19 protein-coding genes are annotated in these 21,637 nt (G+C 71.2%); 11 read left to right on the forward strand and 8 right to left on the reverse strand.

From position 1 onward, the window contains the following. Positions 1-2: 2 nt before the first annotated feature. From H6693_09835 to H6693_09845, 3 genes are read right to left on the reverse strand one after another with little or no spacing between them, the layout of a single operon-like run. Positions 3-836: a TonB family protein gene (locus H6693_09835; protein ID MCB9516481.1), complete on the reverse strand. Its 834-nt coding sequence runs from the start codon at positions 834-836 to the stop codon at positions 3-5. A 13-nt stretch (positions 837-849) separates the two neighbouring features. Then, a complete protein-coding gene (locus tag H6693_09840) occupies positions 850-1,278 on the reverse strand; it encodes an ExbD/TolR family protein (protein ID MCB9516482.1) in 429 nt (142 codons plus the stop codon). Further along, positions 1,278-2,030 (reverse strand): MotA/TolQ/ExbB proton channel family protein, encoded by a 753-nt coding sequence (locus H6693_09845; protein ID MCB9516483.1) that lies wholly within the window; start codon positions 2,028-2,030, stop codon positions 1,278-1,280. The genes H6693_09840 and H6693_09845 overlap by 1 nt, the downstream gene beginning before the upstream one ends. 287 nt (positions 2,031-2,317) lie before the next feature. On the opposite strand from H6693_09845, the gene H6693_09850 reads away from it, so the two are divergent. Together H6693_09850 and H6693_09855 are read left to right on the forward strand one after the other, a co-directional pair. Continuing rightward, positions 2,318-3,028, forward strand: coding sequence for a class I SAM-dependent methyltransferase (locus H6693_09850; protein ID MCB9516484.1), 711 nt, complete (start codon positions 2,318-2,320; stop codon positions 3,026-3,028). Between the two features lie 78 nt (positions 3,029-3,106). Continuing rightward, complete coding sequence (locus tag H6693_09855; protein MCB9516485.1) at positions 3,107-4,669, forward strand: hypothetical protein; 1,563 nt, start codon at positions 3,107-3,109, stop codon at positions 4,667-4,669. On the opposite strand, the gene H6693_09860 is transcribed toward H6693_09855, so the two are convergent. After that, positions 4,666-6,072 (reverse strand): hypothetical protein, encoded by a 1,407-nt coding sequence (locus tag H6693_09860; protein ID MCB9516486.1) that lies wholly within the window; start codon positions 6,070-6,072, stop codon positions 4,666-4,668. The genes H6693_09855 and H6693_09860 overlap by 4 nt on opposite strands. Before the next feature lie 140 nt (positions 6,073-6,212). On the opposite strand from H6693_09860, the gene trpB reads away from it, so the two are divergent. Together trpB and H6693_09870 are read left to right on the forward strand one after the other, a co-directional pair. Beyond that, positions 6,213-7,427, forward strand: a complete 1,215-nt coding sequence (trpB, locus tag H6693_09865) for a tryptophan synthase subunit beta (protein ID MCB9516487.1) — start codon at positions 6,213-6,215, stop codon at positions 7,425-7,427. Further along, a complete protein-coding gene (locus H6693_09870) occupies positions 7,424-8,917 on the forward strand; it encodes a hypothetical protein (protein MCB9516488.1) in 1,494 nt (497 codons plus the stop codon). Before trpB ends, H6693_09870 begins: the two co-directional genes overlap by 4 nt. On the opposite strand, the gene H6693_09875 is transcribed toward H6693_09870, so the two are convergent. Together H6693_09875 and H6693_09880 are read right to left on the reverse strand one after the other, a co-directional pair. Further along, positions 8,839-10,080: a hypothetical protein gene (locus H6693_09875; GenBank protein MCB9516489.1), complete on the reverse strand. Its 1,242-nt coding sequence runs from the start codon at positions 10,078-10,080 to the stop codon at positions 8,839-8,841. The genes H6693_09870 and H6693_09875 overlap by 79 nt on opposite strands. Beyond that, complete coding sequence (locus H6693_09880; protein ID MCB9516490.1) at positions 10,077-12,029, reverse strand: alginate lyase family protein; 1,953 nt, start codon at positions 12,027-12,029, stop codon at positions 10,077-10,079. Before H6693_09880 ends, H6693_09875 begins: the two co-directional genes overlap by 4 nt. Before the next feature lie 123 nt (positions 12,030-12,152). On the opposite strand from H6693_09880, the gene trpA reads away from it, so the two are divergent. The 3 genes from trpA to H6693_09895 are packed head-to-tail and all read left to right on the forward strand — an operon-like array spanning position 12,153 to position 15,483. After that, positions 12,153-12,983, forward strand: coding sequence for a tryptophan synthase subunit alpha (gene trpA, locus H6693_09885; protein MCB9516491.1), 831 nt, complete (start codon positions 12,153-12,155; stop codon positions 12,981-12,983). Then, the gene (locus tag H6693_09890; GenBank protein MCB9516492.1) at positions 12,980-14,140 is read left to right on the forward strand and encodes a hypothetical protein; all 1,161 of its coding nucleotides are present in this window, start codon (positions 12,980-12,982) and stop codon (positions 14,138-14,140) included. Before trpA ends, H6693_09890 begins: the two co-directional genes overlap by 4 nt. After that, the gene (locus H6693_09895; protein ID MCB9516493.1) at positions 14,140-15,483 is read left to right on the forward strand and encodes an O-antigen ligase family protein; all 1,344 of its coding nucleotides are present in this window, start codon (positions 14,140-14,142) and stop codon (positions 15,481-15,483) included. Before H6693_09890 ends, H6693_09895 begins: the two co-directional genes overlap by 1 nt. On the opposite strand, the gene H6693_09900 is transcribed toward H6693_09895, so the two are convergent. Further along, the gene (locus tag H6693_09900; protein ID MCB9516494.1) at positions 15,474-16,784 is read right to left on the reverse strand and encodes a hypothetical protein; all 1,311 of its coding nucleotides are present in this window, start codon (positions 16,782-16,784) and stop codon (positions 15,474-15,476) included. The genes H6693_09895 and H6693_09900 overlap by 10 nt on opposite strands. A gap of 172 nt (positions 16,785-16,956) precedes the next feature. Here H6693_09900 and H6693_09905 point away from each other — a divergent pair, with 172 nt between their 5' ends. The 4 genes from H6693_09905 to H6693_09920 are packed head-to-tail and all read left to right on the forward strand — an operon-like array spanning position 16,957 to position 20,939. Further along, on the forward strand, positions 16,957-18,921 hold the full coding sequence (locus H6693_09905) for an oligopeptide transporter, OPT family (protein ID MCB9516495.1): 1,965 nt from the start codon (positions 16,957-16,959) through the stop codon (positions 18,919-18,921). 11 nt (positions 18,922-18,932) lie between these two features. Further along, complete coding sequence (locus H6693_09910) at positions 18,933-19,442, forward strand: chromate transporter (protein MCB9516496.1); 510 nt, start codon at positions 18,933-18,935, stop codon at positions 19,440-19,442. A 9-nt stretch (positions 19,443-19,451) separates the two neighbouring features. Further along, positions 19,452-20,105 (forward strand): hypothetical protein, encoded by a 654-nt coding sequence (locus H6693_09915; GenBank protein ID MCB9516497.1) that lies wholly within the window; start codon positions 19,452-19,454, stop codon positions 20,103-20,105. A 6-nt stretch (positions 20,106-20,111) separates the two neighbouring features. Next, a complete protein-coding gene (locus tag H6693_09920; GenBank protein ID MCB9516498.1) occupies positions 20,112-20,939 on the forward strand; it encodes a BtpA/SgcQ family protein in 828 nt (275 codons plus the stop codon). Here H6693_09920 and phoU read toward each other — a convergent pair. Continuing rightward, positions 20,936-21,637 (reverse strand): phosphate signaling complex protein PhoU, encoded by a 702-nt coding sequence (gene phoU, locus H6693_09925; GenBank protein MCB9516499.1) that lies wholly within the window; start codon positions 21,635-21,637, stop codon positions 20,936-20,938. The two genes, H6693_09920 and phoU, sit on opposite strands and share 4 nt — an antisense overlap.

Genomic DNA, 21,637 nt, shown 5'->3' on the forward strand with positions numbered 1-21,637 from the left:
CGTCAGCGCCGGTAGGTGAAGGTGAACTGGATGTTGAGCCCCTGCCCGCGGAAGCGCGCGGGCGGCGGCGGCAGCGGGTTGGACTCCATCACCGCGCGCAGCGCCTCGCGATCGTAGACGGAGAGCCCGCTGCCCTGGAAGACCGTCGGCTCGATCACCTCGCCGCGCGCGCCGATGCGGAAGGCCACCACCGTCTCGAGCAGGGGACGTCCCCCGGTGCTCGCCGCGCTCGGCTGCCAGCGCCGTCCGATCTTGCTCTGGACGAGGCCCAGGTAGGCGTCGCCCGCGCCGGCGTCGCCACGGGCCAGGACGCTGGCGCCGCGCGGCGCCGCCTCGGCCTCCCCCGTGCCCTCGGCGGGCGCCGCGGGCTCGGCCGCCGCGGGCAGGTCGGAGCCGGGCACCGCGGGCGAGGACGCCTCGGCGCTCTCCTCGGTCTCGGTGTCGGGCGCCGGCAGCGCCGGCGCGGAGGCGTCCGCGGGCTGGGTCACGGGCTTCACGGCCTCGGTGGGCTTGGGCTTGGGCGCCTCGGGCGTGGGGGCCGTCTTCTCCGCCGCGGGCGCCTTCTCCTCGGGCTTGGGCGCCGGACGTTCCTCCGGCTTCGCCTTCGTCGCCTCCTCCTTGGGCGTCTCCTCGGCCGGCGGCGTCTCGATGTCGTTCGGAAGCTCGGCCTGCGCCTCGCGCGACGAGGACCGCAGCTCGGGCAGCGTGCCGAAGGCGATGCGGATGGTGGGCGGCGGCGGCTGCACGGGCGCGCGCAGGGCGGACGACAGCAGCACCAGCGCCGCCAGGGCCAGCAGGTGTCCCGCGAAGGAAAGTGCGAGATGTACCGGCTTCACGGACGTCCCCTCGCTAGTTCTCCTCGGTGGGATCCACCACGAGGCTGAGTCCCTCGATGCCCGCCTCCTGCACCACGCCCATCACCCGCACGACGAAGCCGTAGGGCACCTCCTGGTCGCTGCGCAGGTAGACCGGCCGCGGGTCGTCCAGGGGACGGATCTCGCGCAGCACCTCGGCGAGCTGGGAGAGGGGGATGGGATCCTCGTCCACGTAGATCCGCCGCTGCTTGTCCACGGTCAGGATCAGCCCCTCCACGCTGGCCTTGGCCGTGGTGCGCGTGTGGGGCAGGTTGACGTCCACGCCGCCCACGATGAAGGGCGCCGTGAGCATGAAGATGATCAGGAGCACGAGCATCACGTCCACCAGCGGGGTGACGTTGATCTCGGCCAGGTTGCCGTACTGCCGCCGCCCGGCAGAGGCGGCGCCGCCGGGGGCGCCCATCATGTCAGCGACCTCTCGCGCGGGGCCTCGCTGCGCGCGCCGCGCAGGGCGTCGGCGGTGAGGACGTCGCTGAGCTGCGCGCCCAGGGCCTGCAGCTCGGCGTCCTGCAGCTTCAGCCGGCTCACGAAGTAGTTGTAGCCCACCGCCGCGGGGATCGCGACGGCCAGGCCCGCCACCGTGGCGATCAGCGACTCGGCGATGCCGGGGCCGACGGCGTCCAGCGACGCGGAGCCCTGGCGACCGATCTCGAGGAAGCTGGTGAGGATGCCGTAGACCGTGCCCAGCAGGCCGATGAAGGGCGCGGTGGACGTGAACGTCGCCAGCCAGCTCAGCCCGCGCTCGAGCTTGCCCATCTCGGCCGTGGCGACGCGGTCCACGCCGCGGGCCAGCACCTCGGTGTGGGCGGCCAGGCTGGCGGCGTCGCCGCGGCGCGCGCGGTAGCCGGGCCAGAACTCGCGGCTGAAGTAGGCGAAGACGGCCGCCAGGGGCGACTGGGGGTGCTGCAGCGACCAGCGCATGAGGGCGTCGAGCGAGGCCGCGTCCTCGTGACCGGCGTTGAACTGCTCCCAGAAGCTGGCGTTGATCTTGGCGGCGCGCGCGAGGCGGCGCCAGCGCTCGACCATCAGCGCCCAGGAGAAGACCGACATGAAGAGCAGGATCAGGAGGACGATCTTGCCGAGCAACGTGGTGTGCGCGACCAGTTCGGCGATGTCGCCCAGGTTGCCTGCGAGTCCCAGCGCGATAGGTGGCATCGTGGCTCCTTGGCGTCGTGAAGTGGCGACCGCCGCAGGTGGACACTCGACACGGTGTGGGTCGGAGGCGAAGCCGCGCCCGTCCGTGACAGGGTTCGGACGGCGGGCGTCCGGCGGGGAGAACGCCGCTCCTCAACGCATGCGTTTACGGTCCGGACGGGCCCGGGTTCCGCCATCCCGACGGCGGGGGCAGGCGTGAAGTAAGGGGTCGATCGGGCCGGGGGTCAAGGGATTTCCAGGGCCCCATCGGACTTGATGCAGCGGCCCACCTCCGCTAGGCTAAGCACATGCTTCTCAAAGCCTTCAGCAACCTGCCCGCGCCCGTGCGAAAGCTTCTGCGGCGTCTGACGCCCGACCGCGTCGCCCACGCGGTCTTCGACAAGCACGACTTCGAGCTCTCCTACCAGATCCGCTGGGCGAAGCGCTTTCGGGAGCGGCCGGAGGTCGTGCGGGAGTACTGGGAGCGCTACCGTCACCTGGCGGAGATCGAGCGCGTCTGCGAGCTCGGAGAGCAGGCGCGGATCCTCGATGTCGGCTGCGGCGTCGGCACGGTGCTGCATCTGCTGCCGGGCGAGCGGCATGGCATCGATCCCCTCGGCGACCGCTACCGGGAGATCTACGACTACCCCGACGGGATCTCGGTGCAGGCGGCCCCGGGCGAGGCGATTCCCTTTCCCGACAGCCACTTCGACGCGGTCTTCAACTCCAACGTGCTGGACCACGTCACGTCGCCGGAGCAGGTGCTCGCCGAGATCCACCGGGTCCTGCGGCCGGAGGGGCACTTCGTCTTCACCGTCGAGCTGTTTCCCGAGCAGCAGGAGCGGGATCCCGCCCATCCCCACAGCCTGACGCGCGAGGACGTGGACTCCCTCCTCGCCGACCGCTTCGAGGTCGTCTTCGAAGCCGAGTCGCCCTGGATCGGCATGGGCAACTACCTGGACGGCCAGCGCGAGGAAGCCCAGCGCCGGGAGCTGATCCGCGTGATGCAGCTCGCCTAGCGTCTCCTTGGTCGTTCACCCCGAAGCAGGAGGCGGCGTGCCTCTCCATCGACGCGGCGGACCCCTGCGGAGGCTCCATTGAGACGGCGCTGGCCCCTGCTCCTGGCGGCGCTGGCGTTCGTCCTGCTGCTCGCCACGGCGCTGGCCGCGCTGCGGCGTCTGCTGCCCGACGGCGACTTCGCCTACGCGCTGGACGACGCCTACATCCACCTCAGCATGGCGCGCAGCCTCGCGGACCATGGCGTCTTCGGGGTGACGCGCTACGCCTTCAGCGCGTCGAGCTCCTCGCCGCTCTGGGTGCTGCTGCTCGCCGGCTTCTGGCGGGGGGGGCTGACCCTCGACGTGATTCCGCTCCTCCTGAACCTGCTGGCGGCGCTGGGACTGCTCTGGGCGCTGGACCGCCTGCTGGCGCGGGCGCTGGGGCCCCTGGCGCGGCTGGCGGCGCTGCTCGCCGCGCTGCTGGTGGCGCCGCTCGTCTTCCTCGCCCTGACCGGCATGGAGCACGTCCTGCACGCCCTGCTCAGCCTGCTGTTCCTGGAGCGGGCGGCGCGGGTGATCGCGCGCGAGGCGAAGGCGGGGCCGGGGCTGTTCGTCCTCGCCGTGCTCTGCAGCGCGGCGCGCTACGAGGGACTCTTCGCCGTGGGCATGGTCGGCCTGCTGCTGCTGTTCGGGCGACGCTGGCGTCTCGCGCTCGGCGTGGTCGCGGCGGGCGTGGCGGCGCCTCTGGCCTACGGTCTCGTCAACCTGGCGCACGGCGCCTACTTCCTGCCGAACTCGATCCTCGCCAAGGCTCAGCACCCGGAGGGCCACGGCATCGGGGCGCTGCTCCGTTTCGCCGGGCTCTGGGCCAATGCGCTGCGGCGCGAGCCCGCCCTGGGTTGGCTCGTGCTGGCGAACGCGCTGCTGCTGGCGGCGCGGTGGCGCGGACGACGGCGAGGCGCCGCCATGGCCTTCGGCGCGCTCGTGGTGGGCGCGAGCGTCCTGCACGCGCAGTTCGCGCGGCTGGCGCTGCTCTACCGCTACGAGGCCTATCTCCTCGTGCTCGGGATCGCGGCGCTGGCGTGGAACCTGTCCGAGTGGCTGGAGGACGCCCCCGCCTCGCGGTGGCGGGCGGGCGTCGCCGTGGCGGGTCTCGCCCTGCTGGCCTGGCCGCTGGGCGCGCGGGCCTGGCACGTGCAGTCGATCACCGCGCGCGCCATGGTGAACATCTTCGAGCAGCAGGTGCAGGTGGGCCGCTTCCTCGGCAGCTTCTACCGCGGCGAGGTCGTGGCGGCGAACGACGTCGGCGCGGTCACCTGGTACGGCGAGCCGCGGCTCGTGGACCTGATGGGCCTGGCCACGCGGGACGTCATCCGCGCCAAGATGGCCGGCGCGTTCGACACCGCCTACCTCGAGCGCCTCGGCGCGGAGCGCGGCGTGCGCGTGGCGGTGGTCTACGACCGCTGGTTCGCGGGGATGGGACGGCCCCTGCCCGCGAACTGGCCGCGCGTGGCGCGCTGGCGCATCCCGGGCAACGTGATCTGCGGCGACGACACGGTGAGCTTCTACGCCACGAGTCCGTCCGAGGCGGCGCTGCTCGCCGAGCACCTGCGCGACTTCGCGCCGGCCTTGCCGCCGGGCGTTGAGGTCATCGACGGCTAGCCCGCCAGCGCGTTGATCAGCACCCACTCCACCTGGATCGCCACCAGCAGCGCGAGGCCGCCGACCGCCGCGAGGCGCCTTCCGCGCCCGGCGCGGAAGGGGGAGGCGAGCAGGGCGAGGGCGTCGTCCACCGTTCCGCCCAGCGCGGCGAGGGCGCCGAGCAGGAAGAGCGGGATCAGCGGAAAGTGGTAGGTCGGGTGGGAGAAGGCGAGGAAGTAGGGCAGCGCGTAGAGCCCGCCGCAGATCCAGGCATAGCGGATGAGCCGGCGCTGGAAGGGCGGCAGCGACGGCGCCAGCAGGACGAGCCAGGCGAGGGCCGTAGCGCCCAGGAAGACCAGACCGTCGAGGCCGACGATCCCCGCATAGACCAGCGGCGAACCCAGCCCGTGATACCTGCGCGCGTAGCTGGCCGTGAGGATGTCGAGGGCGAAGAACGCGCGCACGCGATTGATCGAGCGCAGCGCGAAGAGGTCCGGCCGCCGCGCGACATGATCCAGCGCCCCCCGGCGCAGGGCCGCGTCGCGCTCGCCGTCGGGCAGCGCATCGATGGAGTCCCGCGCGGCGATGAACCCTGCCGGCACGCCCGCGTCCTCCGTGCGGTGGTTGCTGAACCACCAGGTGCGGTAGAGGGGCGTCCACGGGTTGTTGCCGACGTAGACGTTCCGCACGTTCGCCGAGTTCACCGGGACGAAGCGGCCGGCCAGGTCGTGGGCCTTGACGAGCCACAGCCCCAGCGCCACGCCGACGGCCAGGGCGGGCACGGCCAGGTCGCGCCAGCGGCGGGAGCGTCGCCAGAGCAGCGCCGGGAGCAGCGCGGCAAGCAGCAGCGCCGAGGCGCGGAAGAGCGGCAGCAGGGCGAGCGCCAGCGCGAGGACGAGGGTCCGCGCGAGCGTGGAGCGCTCGGTCGCCTGCACGAAGACCCAGAGGGCGGTGGCGAGCAGCAGGCCGACGGGCAGCTGGGTGAAGGGAGTCACCGAGTAGAGCAGGAACATGGGCTGCAGCGTCACGGCCAGGAGGGCCAGGTTGGCCGCAGGCCGCCCGGCCGTGCGCAGCAGCGCGCGATAGAGCAGCCAGGCGAGCAGGAAGAACACGGGCAGCATCGACGCCCGCGCCACCGCGATGCTCGAGCCCAGCGCGCCGAAGAGGGCGCTCCAGCCCACGAGGTAGAGGGGCAGCCCCGGCGGCCAGTAGGGATCGTAGTGCGCCAGGGAGCGCAGGCGCTCGGCCGTCAGCTGGTAGCTCAGCGCGTCGGACTGCAGCGGGTTCTCGCGAACGATCCAGAAGACAGCAAGGTGCAGCAGGATCGCCAGCGCCCAGAGGATCGCGCCGGTCCGCGGCGCGGCGAGCGCCGCGCCCAGCACGCGCAGAATTCTCCTTGCCGGACTCGCGGCGTTCATCGACATGGGGCGGTCCCTTCTCGCCGGCCCGTCGCCGGCGAACGGGCCCAGTATACGCGATTCCACGCGGCCGGGGAACGCGCTCTGCCCGTTGTGGAAGCGCGGCCCTTGGGCTATGCTCCCCGGGCAGCAACCCGGGAGGCAGCATGCGCAAGCGCGGACGCTTCGGCGACTACGGCGGCTTCTACGTCCCCGAGATCCTGATGCCGGCGCTGGAGGAGCTCGAGGCGGCCTTCCTGGACGCCCGCCGCGACCCCGCCTTCCGCGCCGAGCTGCGCCGCCTGCTGGCGGACTACGCCGGCCGCCCGACGCCCATCACCCTCTGCGAGAACCTGAGCCGCCGCGTGGGCTGGCCGCTGGTGCTCAAGCGCGAGGACCTGGTGCACGGCGGCGCGCACAAGACCAACCAGGTGCTGGGGCAGGCGCTGCTCGCCAAGCGCATGGGCAAGCGGCGGCTCATCGCCGAGACCGGCGCCGGGCAGCACGGCGTGGCGACGGCCATGATGGGCGCGCTCTTCGGCATGCCCACCGAGATCTACATGGGCGCGCTGGACGTGGAGCGGCAGGCGCTGAACGTCTTCCGCATGCGGCTCATGGGCGCGCGGGTGATTCCCGTGGAGTCGGGCAGCCGCACGCTGAAGGACGCCATCAACGAGGCCCTGCGCGACTGGGCGACGAACGTGCGCGACACGCACTACCTGCTGGGCACCGTGGCCGGGCCGCACCCCTATCCCAGCATGGTGGGGGAGTTCCAGCGCGTGATCGGCCGCGAGGCGCGGCGGCAGTTCGCGTGGCGCTTCGGCGGCGCGCCGCGCGCGGTGGTGGCCTGCGTGGGCGGGGGCAGCAACGCCATCGGCCTCTTCAAGGACTTCGTCGCCAGCAAGGCCGAGCTCCACGGCATCGAGGCCGGCGGCGAGGGCCTGGCCACGGGACGCCATGGCGCGACCCTGCAGACGGGCAGCCCCGGCATCCTGCACGGCGCCTTCAGCTACCTGCTGCAGGACCGCGACGGCCAGATCACCGAGACCCACAGCGTGAGCGCGGGCCTCGACTACCCCGGCGTCGGCCCCGAGCACAGCGCGCTTAAGGACGCCGGCCGCGCGCGCTACTGGTCGGTGACGGACCGCGAGGCCCTCGACGCCTTCCGCCTGCTCAGCGAGACCGAGGGCATCGTGCCGGCGCTGGAGAGCGCGCACGCGGTGGCCGGGGCGATCAAGCTGGCGCGGCGCTACGCGCGGGAGGCGAAGCTGCCGAAGGCCGACTGGCGGAAGCGGCTGCAGCAGGCGATCCTCGTCGGGCTGTCCGGCCGCGGCGACAAGGACATGGAGACCGCGCGCCGGCTCTTCCCGGAGCTGGGGTGAAGCGCCATCTCGCTCTGCTTCTGCTCGTTCTTTGGGCCGCAGGCAGCGCCGAAGCGGCCAGCCCTTCGCGCTGGCGCGTGCGGGATGGCTGGCTGCAGCGCTCGCGCGATGGAGGCGCTCACTACGAGCCCTTCTTCGTCCTCGCCCTCTGGGGCGCGCCGGGCTGGCAGGGCAGCGCCGACGGCGATCCCGCCGTGCAGGCGAAGCTCATCGCGGCGGCGCGTCACTTCAACGTGATCCACACCCGCGGCGTCGATCTGCCCGACATCGACCGCTATCTGCCGGATTCGCTGCGCGACACCGTCTTCATGGTGGGTCTGGCGACCTTCAACGACCGCTTTCTCGATCCCGCCAAGGGACGTCGCTACTCGGGTCCGGTTCCGCTGCGCTTCGTCGCGTCGAGCGGACGTCCGGACTACGCCAGCGTGCGCGCGCTGGAAGCCGCGCTGGCCGTGGGCGGCATGGACGACTACATGGACGGGATCGCCCAGTCCGTTCAGCGCGGCGTGGACCAGACCTGGGCGGACGGCCGCGGCCTGGACACCCTGTGGAATCTCGCGGACGAGCCCGACGCCAACTACGACGGCTGGCTCTGGCCGCCCGCGCTCATCGCGGCGTACCGGAGGGCCGTCGGGCGAATCGCGCCGGGCGCCGTCACCTTCATGGGGATCAGCGCCGTGACGGGGAACCTCTACTGCTTCGAGCGCCTGCTGACCGCCGACGGCCGCCGGCCGCTTCCGCCCGCGCTGCCGCGGACCCCCGCCGAGCTGCCGGCGTCGTTTCCCGCCGACGCCGTTCGAGACTGGCAGGGCGATCCCGATCACTATGCCAGCTATCTCTTCATGGCCGATGGCACGCCCGCGCGTCTCGATGCGGGGACCCGCTACAACGCCTGGACTCTGCTGCGCCCCCGCATGGAGGCCACCGTGCGCGTGACCGCCGAGGGCTATGCCGACTGCGCGGACGCGTTCGGCCTGAACCGCTACGGGGCGTTCCAGCGCTATCCCGCGCTCGCGGGCGAATGCGTGGACGCGATCCGCAGCGCCTGCGGCGCCACGGCCCCGATCTGGCTGTTCTTCGATGGACTGGGGCGCGACGACGACCTGGACTACTGGGCGAATCTGCGCTGCCAGGTCTACACGTCGCTCGTTCACGGCGCCAGCGGCGTCCAGTTCTGGCAGCCCGGGAGCGCGGACCGGAATCCTTCGGACTTCTGGTGGCAACGGGTCAAAGGGCTGGCGGACGAACTTCGCGCCCTGGCCCCGCTGCTGGCCGGGACCGTCGAAGGGCGGCAGGTCACCGCGGAGGGCGCCCACCTGGTCATCCTGGCGGATCGGGCCGGCGTTCGCACGCTCGTGGCCACCAACCCGAACTTCAAGACGCGCTGTGACCTGGATCTGCCAGGCGTCTATCAGGGCAGTCTGGCGCCGCTCGGCGTGCTCGTCCACGTGGGGCTCGGGCCCAGTTCGCTGGCCGGCGGACCGAGGTAGCTCTCCCAGAGATCGTGGAAGTGGGAGAAGACCGGGAGTCCCGTCTGGGCGTCGAGGTGCGCCATCTGGCTGATGTGCAGCTGGTGGTAGCCGGGGGTGGCCACGGTCCCCCAGCGATCGTACCAGGTCCAGGTCCCGGAGTCGTAGTAGGGGAGATCCAGTTCGAGCGTGCGAACGAAGGCTCGGTACATGCGCTCGGCCGCCGGGTCCCCGGTGTTGAACCACCAGTCCAGGATCGACCAGATGCCGAAGATGGCGCCGTTGAGCGTGTGTTGTGGCGGGAAGGACGGATACTCCTCGAGCCAGAGCCTGTCCCCTGGCGCCACCATGACGGAACCGCCCGGCAGCCCGGTCGGAAGCATGGCGGCCTGCATCGCCTGGCGGGCCGCGTCCAGATAGGCGGGATCCCCGCTGAGGAGATGGGCCCGCACGAGCACGGAGATCGTCAGGCCGTGGGTGAAGGCGCCGTTCCAGGGGGCGAGCAGCAGGACATGGCCGGGGTAGTCGAAGGGTTCGGGAAAGGCGAGACCGCCGAGGGGCGTGTGCTGGGCCCGCTCGAGCAACCAGTCCGTGAGGAACAGCGCCCGCTGGCGGTAGGACTCCTCCCCGCTGAGCTGGAAGTTCTCGAAGTTGGAGAGGATGATCTTGTTGATCCAGTGCCGCGAGTACACCGGCTCGTCGTAGCCCCAGACGTGGTGCAGCGGAATGTCCTGGGAATCCCGCAGCGTGTCGAGGCTGGCGAACGGACGATAGCCGGTCGTCAGGGCATGGTTGGGATAGGGCGGCGGCATGGGAAAGCCCGACTCGACGTCGAGCGGGGTCAGGCGCACGTCCGTGTCGTCCTCGTCCTCGGCGAGTTCCCGGTAGCGCAGCCAGCGCAGCTGACCGTCGGCGTCGTAGCCATAGGCGCGCAGCGTGCGTCCGGCGGCGCCCGCCAGCGCGGTGTCGCTCAGCGCGAGCCGGAAGGGCGGGTGCAGGATGCCCGTGAGCACGGAGTCCTGCGCGCCACCCAGCGTGTAGCAGACCGTCGCCAGACCGGCCCCCGCGTCCGGAGGCGCGCTGAAGTCGACCCGCAGCGCGGGCGCCTCGGGGGCCGTCGGCGAGTCGCTTCCGCTGCAGCCGCCCAGCGCGACGAGCAGCAGCATGCAGGCGACGCGCCTCACGACCGGCTCCGCGACAGCTGACCGCTTTCGAGCCAAAGCTCCAGCGTCTCCGGGCCGGACTCACGATCGATGCGAAGGCGGAGGTAGTCGTCCGGCCCCTCCGCCTCGCGCTCGAAAGCGAGCAGCGCGTCGCTGCCGTCACCCGCGTGAAGGAGCGTGGTGAAGGCGCTGCCACGACCGGCGCTGTAGACGGCGACGTCGTTGGCCTCCCGCTGACCGTAGGCCGGGGAGATCCAGCCTTGAGGCGGGTCTTCGACGCCGCGCAGGAGCGTCAGGTCCGTGGTGTCCAGCGAGGCGAGATCGAGCGTCGCGGCGCCGTCCGAGAGGCGCAGCATCGCCGCGTCGCCCGACAGCGTCGCCGTCGGCGGAAAGTGGAAGAGCAGCGTCAGCGGACGCCCGCCGGGGCCGGAGCAGCGGTCCACGAGCAGCACGTCGTCGGGTGCGAGATGGACGAAGTGCCTGATCCAGCTGCGCCCGTCGCCCAGATCCAGGAGCGCCGCCTGCCAGGCCCAGTCGGCGCCCGTGCGCCAGAACAGGCGCTGCGGCGTCTCGCTGCGGCCGGCTTCGTCGCCGTCGGCGTGGACCAGCACGTTGTGGGCGGCGGGACTCGTGAAGAAGGCGCGCCAGGCGTCGTCGTTGTAGGTGTAGAAGCCCGAGTCCGTGACCAGCGGTCGGCCGTAGGCGCCGAGGCAGAAGGTCAGCGCATCGTCGTGTCCGTGCCAGCCGCCACGGGGTCCGACGTCGAACACCGCGTGGGTTTCGAGCGCGTAGCTGCGGTCGACGCCCCACCCGCTGCGGAAGATGCTCGTGCCGGTCTCGGGATAGAGCGTGTAGCGACGCGTGGGTGCGACGCCTGCGTCGCCCGAACTCAGGGCGAAGTCCAGCTCGTCGCTCAGACCCGCGTAGGCGCCGAGTGCGATGCTGCGCGGCGTGTCGCCGAGCATGGGCAAAGTCAGGCCGGGCGTCAGGATCTGCGCCCCGAAGCCTGGCATGCCCTGGAGTCTCGTCAGGGCCTCCGAGCCCAGGGTCGTCCCGGCGCTCTCCAGGATCGACTGGACGGACCCGATGACCTCCATCATGAAGAAGTGGTAGGCGGGCGCCTGCTCGTTCTCCACGCCATCCGCGCTCAGCAGCTGCAGGATCTGGTCCTCGGTGCGGCCCAGGGCCAGATCGCGCCACTCCTCGCCGTCCAGGAACTGAGGCAGGATGAACGAGAGGACGAGCAGCGCGCGATTGTGCAGCGTGCCGTGGTTGTTGTACCAGTGGTAGTGCACGTCGTGGGCCAGCCTGTCGCCGTGCAGCCAGAACCAGATCAGGAAGCGGTGCATCAGCTGCGGCTCCATGCGCCCGCCGTCGATGAGCGCCAGCCAGACCGCAAGCCAGTGCTCCGTCCGCAGAGAGGCCGACATGTCGTACCAGGTCATGTCCAGCGGCCCCGTGCTTGCCAGCTTGTCGTCCGCGTAGTCCTGCATCAGGAAGAGCAGACGATCCAGGTAGGCCTCGTTCCCCGTCTCCTGCCAGGCCTGCAGGAGGGGAAGACTCCAGCGGAAGCTGTGGTACTGGAAGAGCCAGTTGCTGTCGCCGAAGGGATCTTCGTCCCAGGTCGGATCGTCCGGCAGCGTTGTGCTCGGGTGCGGCGGCAGCGAGAGCATGCCGCTCATGAGGGCATCGGCCAGGGGGACGGGATCGGCGAAGTGCTGGTGCGGGGGTTCGAGCGCGTCGGCGGCCGCGAGCGCGGCCAGCAGCGCCCGGGAGGCCTCCGCGCTGTCGCTGCGGGCCAGCGCGGCGCTCGCCTCGCTCAGCTCGGGCCTGGCCCAGTCCAGCAGGGGTGCGACCTGCGCGAAGCCCTCTCCGGCGGAGGTCGGCCCGGGCGCCGGCGTGGGTTCGGACGGGCCGCCGTCGCAGGCGGCGCAGAGCAGGAGCAGCACGGCAGGCCAGGTTGATCGCACGGTCTACCTCCACGACACATCCCATTCAGTCTAGCAGCGCGTTCGGGCCCAGGCAATCCGGAAGGCCATGCGCCGTGGTGCATCCTGCTTGTCAATGCGAATCCCCCCGGATAGAATCCCCGCATGTCCAGCCAGCGCTATGCAGACGTCTTCGGCCGCCTGGCCAAGGCCGGCGAAGGGGCCTTCGTCCCCTTCACGGTGCTCGGCGATCCCGATCCCGAGACCAGCCTGGCGGTGATGGAAGCCTTCGCCGCCGGCGGCGCGGACATGCTCGAACTGGGGATCCCCTTCAGCGATCCCATCGCCGACGGGCCGACGATCCAGGGCGCGGATCAGCGCGCTCTCGACGCGGGCACCACTCCGCAGGGCGCACTGGATCTCGTCGCGGAGTTCAGGAAGCGGCACCCGGAGCACCCCATCGGCCTGCTCGTCTATGCCAACCTCGTCGCGCGTGGCGGGGTCGAGGCCTTCTGCGGACGGCTGTCGCGCGCCGGGGTGGACAGCATCCTCGTCGCCGATCTCCCCATGGAGGAAGGCAGGTCCCTGCGAAGGGCCGCGGACGCCGCCGGGGTCGGCAGCGTGGCGATGGTCACGCCCATGACCGATTCGCGCCGCCTGGCCAAGGTGACGGCCCTGCCCGCTCCGTACATCTACGTGGTCAGCCGGGTCGGCATCACGGGCAAGGACGCCAGCCTGGCCGCCAGTGCGGCTCCTCTCCTGCGACGTCTCCGGCGGGTCAGCAGCACCCCCACGCTGCTGGGCTTCGGCATCGGCCAGCCCGCGGACGTGCGCAGCGCGGTGGCCCTCGGGGCCAGCGGGGCGATCAGCGGCAGCGCGGCCGTCGAGATCATCGCCCGGCACGCAGGGCGCGGCGCGCTGACCCGCGGGCGGCGGGCCGCCCTGTCGACGGACCTGCGTGAGTTCGTCGCGGCCATGAAGTCCGCAACGCGATGAACAGGCTCGGCCGCGTCGTCGAGACAGACCTCGGCGAGCTGTTGGGAATCGCGCGCAGGCGCTGGAGCTGGCTGCTGGCCACGGGACTCGTGGCTGGCGTCGTGGCGCTGGGGGTCAGCTTCGCGATCCCGCCGCGTTACCACAGCGTCGCGTCCGTCCTGCCGGCGACCGGCGTCCTCAGGGACCGGGCGCTGTTGCTGGGGACGGGAGGGCTGGGCGGCGCGGCGCAGGTGCGGCCCAACACCTCGTCCAACGGCCAGAATCTCGTCGTCGCGTCGAGCCTCAAGGTCCGCGAGGAGATCGTCGACCAGCTGGAGCTGGTCCGCTTCTTCGGGCGGGAGGAGCAGGCGCGCAAGGATCCCGCCCTGGCCAGGGAACTGGCCATGGTCGACCTGCGCCTGGCCACGCACTTCGAGCTGTCGATCTACCGCGACGTGCTCTTCATCCACGTGATCACCCGCGACCCCGACATGAGCGCGACGATCGCCAACCTCTACATCGAGCTGATCCAGCGGGAGAACCTGTCACGCTACCACGCGCGGGCGAAGAGCATGGAGCGCTACCTGAGCCGGCAGCTCAGCACTCTGCGGGCGGAGATCGCGTCGGTGTCGGACTCCCTGGCGGCGCTCTACCGCGCCGATGGGCTCGTGGACATCGACGGCGAGCGAGACGATCTCTTCAGCCTCCTCACGACCCTGCGCCTGCAGCGGAGCGCACTGGCGCTGTCGCTGTCGCGCGAATCGCTCGACCGCAGCGCGGACGACCCGGCGCTCGCGCGCCTCCGCGACCAGATCAAGATCTACGATGCGTTCCTCGACTCCTACCGCCCCGGAGGGAGCGCCGAGGGAGCGAGGGATCTTCGCGCGCTGCTGGACCAGGGCCGAGTGCTTCAGCTGCGCGACGTGGAGGCCCGGCTCAAGAGCCTGCAGGCCCAGGAGGCCGACCTGCGGACGGAGCTCGAGGTGTCGGTGATGGAGGGCGCTCGCGACGAAGCCCTGCTGCCGGTCATGGACCGAGCCTTCCCCGCCAGCGAGCCCTACTGGCCCCGCCGCTGGCTGATCACGGTCTCCGCCATGCTGCTGGCGACGGGTGTGCTGTACCTGGGCCTGGTCTACCACGGCGCCCTTGTCGCGAGTTCCGCGCCGAGAGGGCGCTGATGTTCTCGGTCGTCCTCCTCGGTGGCCTCGCGGTGCTCGCGGCAGCCCTGCTGGTGGCAGGGCTGCGCTGGCCGGTCCTGCTGGTGCTCGGGGTGCTCTTCACGATGAGCCTCGACCACCTGGGGCGCCTGGGACTGGGCTTCCTCACCGCCAACAACCTCCTGAAGTCGGCGACGGTGGCCGCGGTCCTGCTGCGGCTGGTGCTGGGGGGCGAGCGCATCCGCCTGCCGGCGATGCTGCTGCACTTCGTTCCCTTCCTCGCGGTGGCGGGTCTCGCGTCGTTCTACAGCCCGGAGTACGTGGTCGCGTTCAACAGCTGGATGCGCCTGGTGTTCATCTGGGTGTTCACGCTGATCATCGCCAACGTGCTGCGGGGCGAGCGCGAGCTGAAGCTGGTGGTGGTCGTCATGGCCGTCGTGCTGGCGACGATCTCCGTCCTGGCGGTCGTCCAGGCGTCGCAGGCGTTCAGCGAGGGGCTGCTGGCCATCCGCAGGCTCGGCCAGGCCTACAGCGTCGGCGTGCGGGCCTCGGCGACGTTCTTCAACCCGAACAAGATGGCCGTTCACCTGGGAGGGATGAGCATCCTGGTGTTCGCGGGCCTGCCGAGCATCAGGCGGCGCTGGTTCCGGCTCTTCTGCTTCGGCTCGGTGCTGGCGGGGCTGCTGGCCATTCTGGTGTCGCTCTCCCGAAGCGGCTTCCTGATGGTGGGTGTGGCGGCCCTCGGCTTTCTGCTCTCACGGAGACATCGGCGCCACGCCCTCGCCCTGATTCTGCTGGGCCTGCTGGCGGTGACGGTGATCCTCACCGCCACGCCCTACCGGGACCCGCTGCTCGATCGTTTCGGCAGCTTCGGCAGCCTTGGCGACGACAGCTCCGGACAGGCGAGGACCAGCTTGCTGATCACGGGGCTCTACGTCTTCGGCGACGGTCCCAACGCCCTCTGGGGGACAGGCTACAAGGGCTACACCCGGGCGATGCAGAGCCACCTCTATCCCCTGATGAGCCATGACGCCTACTACCACACGGGGATTCGCAACGGCCACAACGTGTGGATCGCGATACTGGCGGAGCTGGGTGTCCTGGGGATGCTGGCGATACTTCTCTTCTTCGCGACCGTCTACAGGGAGTTCGCCCGGCTCCACCGCTCGCGCCTGTCCGAGTTGCAGCGCTGCCTGCTCATCGGGCTGGTGATCTACGTCTCCGCCAAGCTCGTGGACTTCAACCTGAATCCCGAGTTCGAGGAGAACATGTTCTGGTATGCGCTCGGGATCCTCGGCGCGCTGAGCCTGAGCGCGGCGAACGCGCCCACCGACGCCCTGCCGCACGAACCCGACTACCAGTAATAGCGCCCCAGGGCCTGCATCCCCAGCGCCTGCGCAAAGAGCAAGAGCGGCAGCAGGCGCTCGCGGGTGGGCTCCGTGCGGGACAGTCCGTCCAGCATGGGGAGGAGCAGGAGAGGCAGCAGGAAGAGGCCGGCGCGAGCGGTCTCCCCGGTGCGGAAAGCTCCGGACAGTAGCAGCAGAGCGAAGGTGACCAGACCCGCCAGCGTCCAGTCCCGCCAGGGGCCCGTTCCCCGACGCAGGCCGATTCCGATCGCTGCGACGGCGAAGGGTCCGAGGAAGAGCAGGGGCTCGGCCACGTCCTCGATCCGTGTCGCCAGGTAGGAGAGCGGGTCGGCCAGCAGCCAGAATCCTTCCGGGTTCTCGAGGCGGGAGGCCGTGAAGAACGCCTGCCAGTAGTCGTAGCCGAGCAGGAGGCCCATCGCCGTCAGCAGGAGGCCGACGGCCGCGCACAGCCCCAGGGTCCTCCAGGCGCGACGTGTCTGCCGCCACTCCGTCCAGAGCAGCACCGGCGGGAGGAAGAGCACCGCGAAGGTCAGATTGGCGGCCAGGAACAGGAAGAGCAACGTGGGCGCGAGCGCGGTCCAGGAGCGCTGAGGGTGGAAGCTGGCGAGCACGGCCAGGAAGAGCGCGGCGATGAGCGCGTCCAGGCTCACGGCGAAGTAGATCTGCACGGCCGGCAGGAGGAAGAACAGCCACACGCCCCAGCGCGCGCGCTCGGGCGTCACGAAGCGCTGGAGGAAGCGCTCGAGATGGACGCCGCACAGGAGCAGGGCCGCAAGCGACAGCGCGAGTCCGATCAAGGCGGGCGCGCGGAGCCAGTCCGCGAGCACGCGAAACAGGAACAGCGCTCCCGGAGGATGGCTGCGGGAGTGATCGTTCAGGGTGGGCTGCAGGGCGTTGAAGCCGCGGAAGGCGCCGAGGGCGTCCGGCAGGGCGATCGCGTCGTGGTAGTACTGAATGCGGGCGCCGGCGTACTCTCCGGCGACGGGCCGGGACAGTCCGGTGGGCCAGCCCTGTCCGAGGTTGCTCAACAGCACCAGCGCGCTGCCGGTGAGCAGCAGCGCCGTCCGTCCCCTGCGCCAGATCCCGACGCGCTGCGCCCAGAGGAAGAGCGCCAGCGCGCCGGCGAGCACGAGGCACTGCCCGAGGCCGGGCACGCGCGGGTGGAAGATGCTCATCGGCCAGAAGAAGGGCGCGTTGAAGCTGGCCAGGCGCTTCAGAGCGTGCACCGCGCCGAAGCCCGCGGCCCACACGGCGCCGAAGAGGAGAGCCTGCCGGAGGAGACTCCGCGTCAGGGACATGGGGCACTCGCTTGTGGGAGAACGAGCCCGGGTATAGCAGCTGCGGTCGGCGCCGCCAAGGACTCTCGCCACTGCCCGATTGACCGCCCCGCGCCCCGAATGCTAGCCTCTCGACTCTGGAAATCCCGTCCCCACAACGGCCTACCTGCCCCCCCGACCGCGAGGTGACCGCGTGAGCGACCCGTCCGCCCCCGAGTCCCAGGTCCACGGCCTCGACCCCAGCGCCTACGAACCCATCGACGGGGACCGCTACCAGCCCGTCGTCCCCGCCCACGAGTCGCCCACGGAGTTCACCTGGCGCGCGATCCTGATGGGCATCGTGCTGGGCATCGTCTTCGGCGCGGCCAACGCCTACCTCGCCCTCAAGGTGGGGCTCACGGTGGCGGCGTCGATCCCGGCGGCGGTGATGGCCGTCTTCTTCTTCAAGCGCGTGAAGGGCGCGAGCCTGCTGGAGAGCAACATCGTGCAGACGGTGGGCTCGGCCGGCGAGTCCGTGGCCGCGGGCGTGGTGTTCACCATCCCCGCCTTCTTCCTGTGGATGCAGGCCGACCCCGCGGCCGATCCCGGCCGCCTCAAGATCTTCATGCTCGCGCTGGTGGGCGGCATCCTGGGCGTGCTGTTCATGATCCCGCTGCGCCGCTACCTGGTGGTGCGCGAGCACGGCAAGCTGGCCTATCCCGAGGGGACGGCCTGCGCCGAGGTGCTCGTGAGCGCCCAGGCCGGCGCCGAGAAGGCCAAGCAGCTCTTTCAGGGTCTCGGCTTCGGCGCGCTCTACATGTTCCTGATGCACGACAAGTGGCTGGGCCTCTGGAACAAGGACCCGGGCGCGGACGTGCGCGGCCGCTACCACATCGGCATGGAGGTCAGCCCCGAGCTGCTGGGCGTGGGCTACATCATCGGGCCGCGCATCGCCGGCCTCATGCTCGGCGGCGCGGTGCTGGGCGTGCTGGTGCTGGCGCCGGCCATCGGCTACATCCGCGAGCTGGGGGGCATGCCGGCCATGAGCCCGGACGCCATCCGCGGCGAGTACGTGAAGCTGATCGGCGCGGGGGCGGTGGCCTTCGGCGGGATCGTCACCCTGGTCAAGAGCCTGCCCACCATCGTGGGCAGCTTCCGGCAGGGCGTGGCGGGGCTGGGCGGGGGCGGCGCGGCGCGGGTGACCCGGCGCACCGAGCGCGACCTGCCGCTGAAGGGCGTGCTGATCGCCGCGGCGGCGGTGGTGGTGGTGATGGCCCTGCTGCCGGACTCCATCCTGCCGGTGGGGCTGGGCGGCGCGCTGGCGGTGCTGGTCTTCGCGTTCATCTTCGTCACGGTGTCGAGCCGGATCGTCGGCCTGATCGGGGGCACGAGCAACCCGGTGAGCGGGATGACCATCGCCACGCTCCTGATCACCGCGGCGCTCTTCGTGGCCGCGGGCCACACGGGCGGGCTCGCCAAATACCACGTGCTCAGCGTGGGCGCGGTGGTCTGCATCGCGGCGGCCATCGCGGGCGACACCAGCCAGGACCTCAAGACGGGCTTCCTGGTGGGGGCCACGCCGAGCCTGCAGCAGATCGGCGAGTTCATCGGCGTGGCCACGAGCGCGCTCGCGATCGCCTTCGTGATCTACCTCTTCAAGAACGACGTGGTCAGCGGCGAGCTGCTGGCCCCCCAGGCGAACCTCATGCGCACGGTCATCGACGGCGTCATGGAGGGCAACATGCCCTGGGATCTGCTGGTCATCGGCGGCTTCGCGGCCGTGGTGGTGGAGCTGCTCGGCATGAACAGCCTGGCCTTCGCCGTGGGCCTCTACCTGCCCATCGAGCTGTCGACGCCCATCATGGTCGGCGGGCTCATCCGCGCCTTCACCGAGATGCGCTACAAGGGCGGCCCGCTGATGGAGCGCCGCGAGCGCGGCGTGCTCTTCGGCAGCGGCCTGATCGCCGGCGCGGCGCTGATCGGACTGCTGGTCAACATGCTGGTGGGCCTGGGCACCTTCTGGGGTCCGCTGGGCCGTCTGGTGGGCGACGAGGACGCGGGCACCGGCATCCAGGGGATGACCCAGGGCCTGCAGGGCGTCTGGCCGCTGCTGATCTTCGGCGTGCTGGTGGCGATGCTCTGGATCAAGGCCAACGGGCGTGACGGCGCCCGCAACTGAGCGGAGGGGCCGTGCTCTGGAAGCTCTTCGTGGCCTTCCTCAAGGTGGGCGTCTTCGGCTACGGCAGCGGGCCGGCCATGCTGGTGCTGATCCAGCGGGAGATGGCCGACCTCGGCCTCATGGACGCCGCGCAGTTCAACGACGCCGTGGCGGTGAGCACCGCCCTGCCCGGGCCCCTGGCCACCAAGATGGCCCTCTACTGCGGCCACGCGGGCGCGGGCGTGCCCGGCGCGGCCGTCGCGCTGGTCGCCATGCTGTTGCCGAGCACCCTGGGCATCCTCATCGTGGCGCGCTTTCTCATGCAGTACCGGGACCAGCCCAAGGTGGCGGCCGCCCTGCGCGCTCTGCGGCCGGTGGTGGTGGCCATCTTCCTCTTCCTGGCCTACAATGCAGGCAGGCAGCTGCGACCGCAGTGGGACGCCATCGCGCTGGGGCTCGTCGCCCTCGTGCTGCTCGTGCTGCGGGTGGAGCCCGCCTGGGTGGTGCTGGGGGCCGTGATCGTCGGCCTGATCTTCTACTGAGGAGCGAACATGGGACGCATCGACATCATGGCGGCGCTGGGCCGGGCCTGGGAGCTCTTCGCCCGCGATCCGCTGCGGCTCATCGGGCTGGTGCTGCTGGCGAGCATCGTCTCGGTGACGATCATCCTCGCCCCGCTCATGATGGCCGGGGGCTTCGTCGTGCTCGGGCGCATCGCGCGGCGCGAGACGGCGGCCGTGGGGGATCTCTTCCAGCCCTTCGGCGAGTTCGAGCGCTACCTGCTGGGCGGGCTGATCTGGCTGGGCGCGCAGCTCGTGGGCGTGGTCATCGGCAGCTGGCTGCCCTTCCTCGGCACGGCGCTGGCGCTGGCGGTGAACGCATTCCTGTTGCCCTTCCTGCCGCTGATGGTGCACCAGGGCCTCGACGGCCCCGCGGCCTTCAGCGCCTGCCGCGCGCTCTTCTCGCGTGAGTGGCCGATGCTGCTGGTGACCGCCGGCATCCTGACGGTGCTGGGCTGGGTGGGCACGCTGCCCCTGATGCTGGGGCTGATCGTCACCATCCCCTATTCGCTCGCGCTGATCCACGCGGTCTACGAGCAGCTCTACGGCGCCGACGACAGCGGCGTGGTGCAGGAAGGCGCGGCCGCGAGTCCGGCTCCCGGCGCCGGCGATCCGCCGCCCGACGATTCCACCCCGGCCGCCTGAGGCGCCATGAAGCGGCTGGGCGTCCACAAGCCCGTGATCGGGATGCTCCACCTGCCGCCCAGCCCCGGCGTCGAGGGCTTCCCCGGCATCATGGCGGCCGTGGAGACGCTCCGCGCCGACGAGACGGCGCTGCTGGCCGGGGGCGTCGACGCGCTGCTCCTCGAGAACATGCACGACTTCCCCTGCCTGCCCGAGGCGGAGCAGGGTCCCGAGCTCGCCGCCACGCTGACGCGCCTGGCCGTGGCCGCGCGTGGCCTCGCCGACGAACTCACGGGCGGCACGCGCCGTCCGCTGCCCATGGGACTGCAGGTGCTCTTCGCGGCCAACCGCACGGCCATCGCCGTGGCCCTGGCCGCGGGGCTGCAGTTCGTCCGGGCGGAGGGCTGGACCTACGCGCACGTCAGCGACAAGGGGCTGGTGGACGCCCAGGCCGGCCGCGTGAAGCGCTACCAGCACCAGATCGGCGGCGACGGCATCCAGATCTTCGCCGACATCAAGAAGAAGCACGCGAGCCATGCGCTCACCGACGACCTGACCATCGGCGACGTGGCCGCCACCTTGGAGCTGCACCGGGCCGACGGGGCCATCGTGACCGGCACGGTGACCGGCGCGCCGCCCGACCCGGACGACCTGCGCGCGGTGCGCGAGCGCACGAACCTGCCGATCCTCATCGGCAGCGGGCTCAGCGCGGAGAATCTCGGGGATTACGTGGACCTGGCCGACGGGTTCATCGTGGGCAGCCACTTCAAGCGCCAGGGCCGCTGGGACGCGCCGGTGGAGCCGGGCCGCGTTCGCGACTTCATGGCGCGCATGCGGGAGCTGCGGGGCGCCTAGTCCTCGTCTTCGCCGGGCACCGTGAGCGTCCCGTGCTCCTCGCCCAGCACGCCGTGGCGGACCACCTCGCCCGAGACCATGAAGATGACGTCCTCGGCGATGTTCGTGCAGAGGTCGGCGATGCGCTCGAGGTTCCGCGACACGGACAGCGCGTTGACGGCCCGGCCGACCACCTGGGGGCTCTCGCGCATCTGCTCCTTGAGGACGCTGTACATCTCGCGATGGAGGGCGTCCACCTCGTCGTCCATGGCGCAGATCTCGCGGGCGGTGGCGACGTCCCGCTCGATGAGCGCGCCCAGCGACAGCTTGACCATGGCGCGCACCTTCATGGCGAGGCGGTTGATGTCCTCGGCCGACTCCAGCGGCTGCTTCTGCGACAGCTTGGCCGCGCGTCCGGCGATGCTCACCGCGTGGTCGCCCATCCGCTCCAGGTCGTTGTTCACCTTGAGCGCCGTGATGACGAAGCGCAGGTCCGCCGCCACGGGCTGATGCAGGGCGAGAATCTTGAGGCAGTTCTCCTCGACCTCCACCTCCTGGCGATCGATCACCACGTCCGCCGCGCGCACCTTGGCGGCCAGGTCCTCGCGCCGCTCCAGCAGGGCGCGCACGGCCCAGTCCAGGCTTTCCTCCACCCGGGCGCCCAGGGTGAGGATGTCCTTGCTCAGCTCGGCGAGATCGCGATGCAGATGCTTGGCCAT

It is taken from the genome of Candidatus Latescibacterota bacterium (assembly GCA_020633725.1).
Classification (GTDB): domain Bacteria; phylum Krumholzibacteriota; class Krumholzibacteriia; order JACNKJ01; family JACNKJ01; genus VGXI01.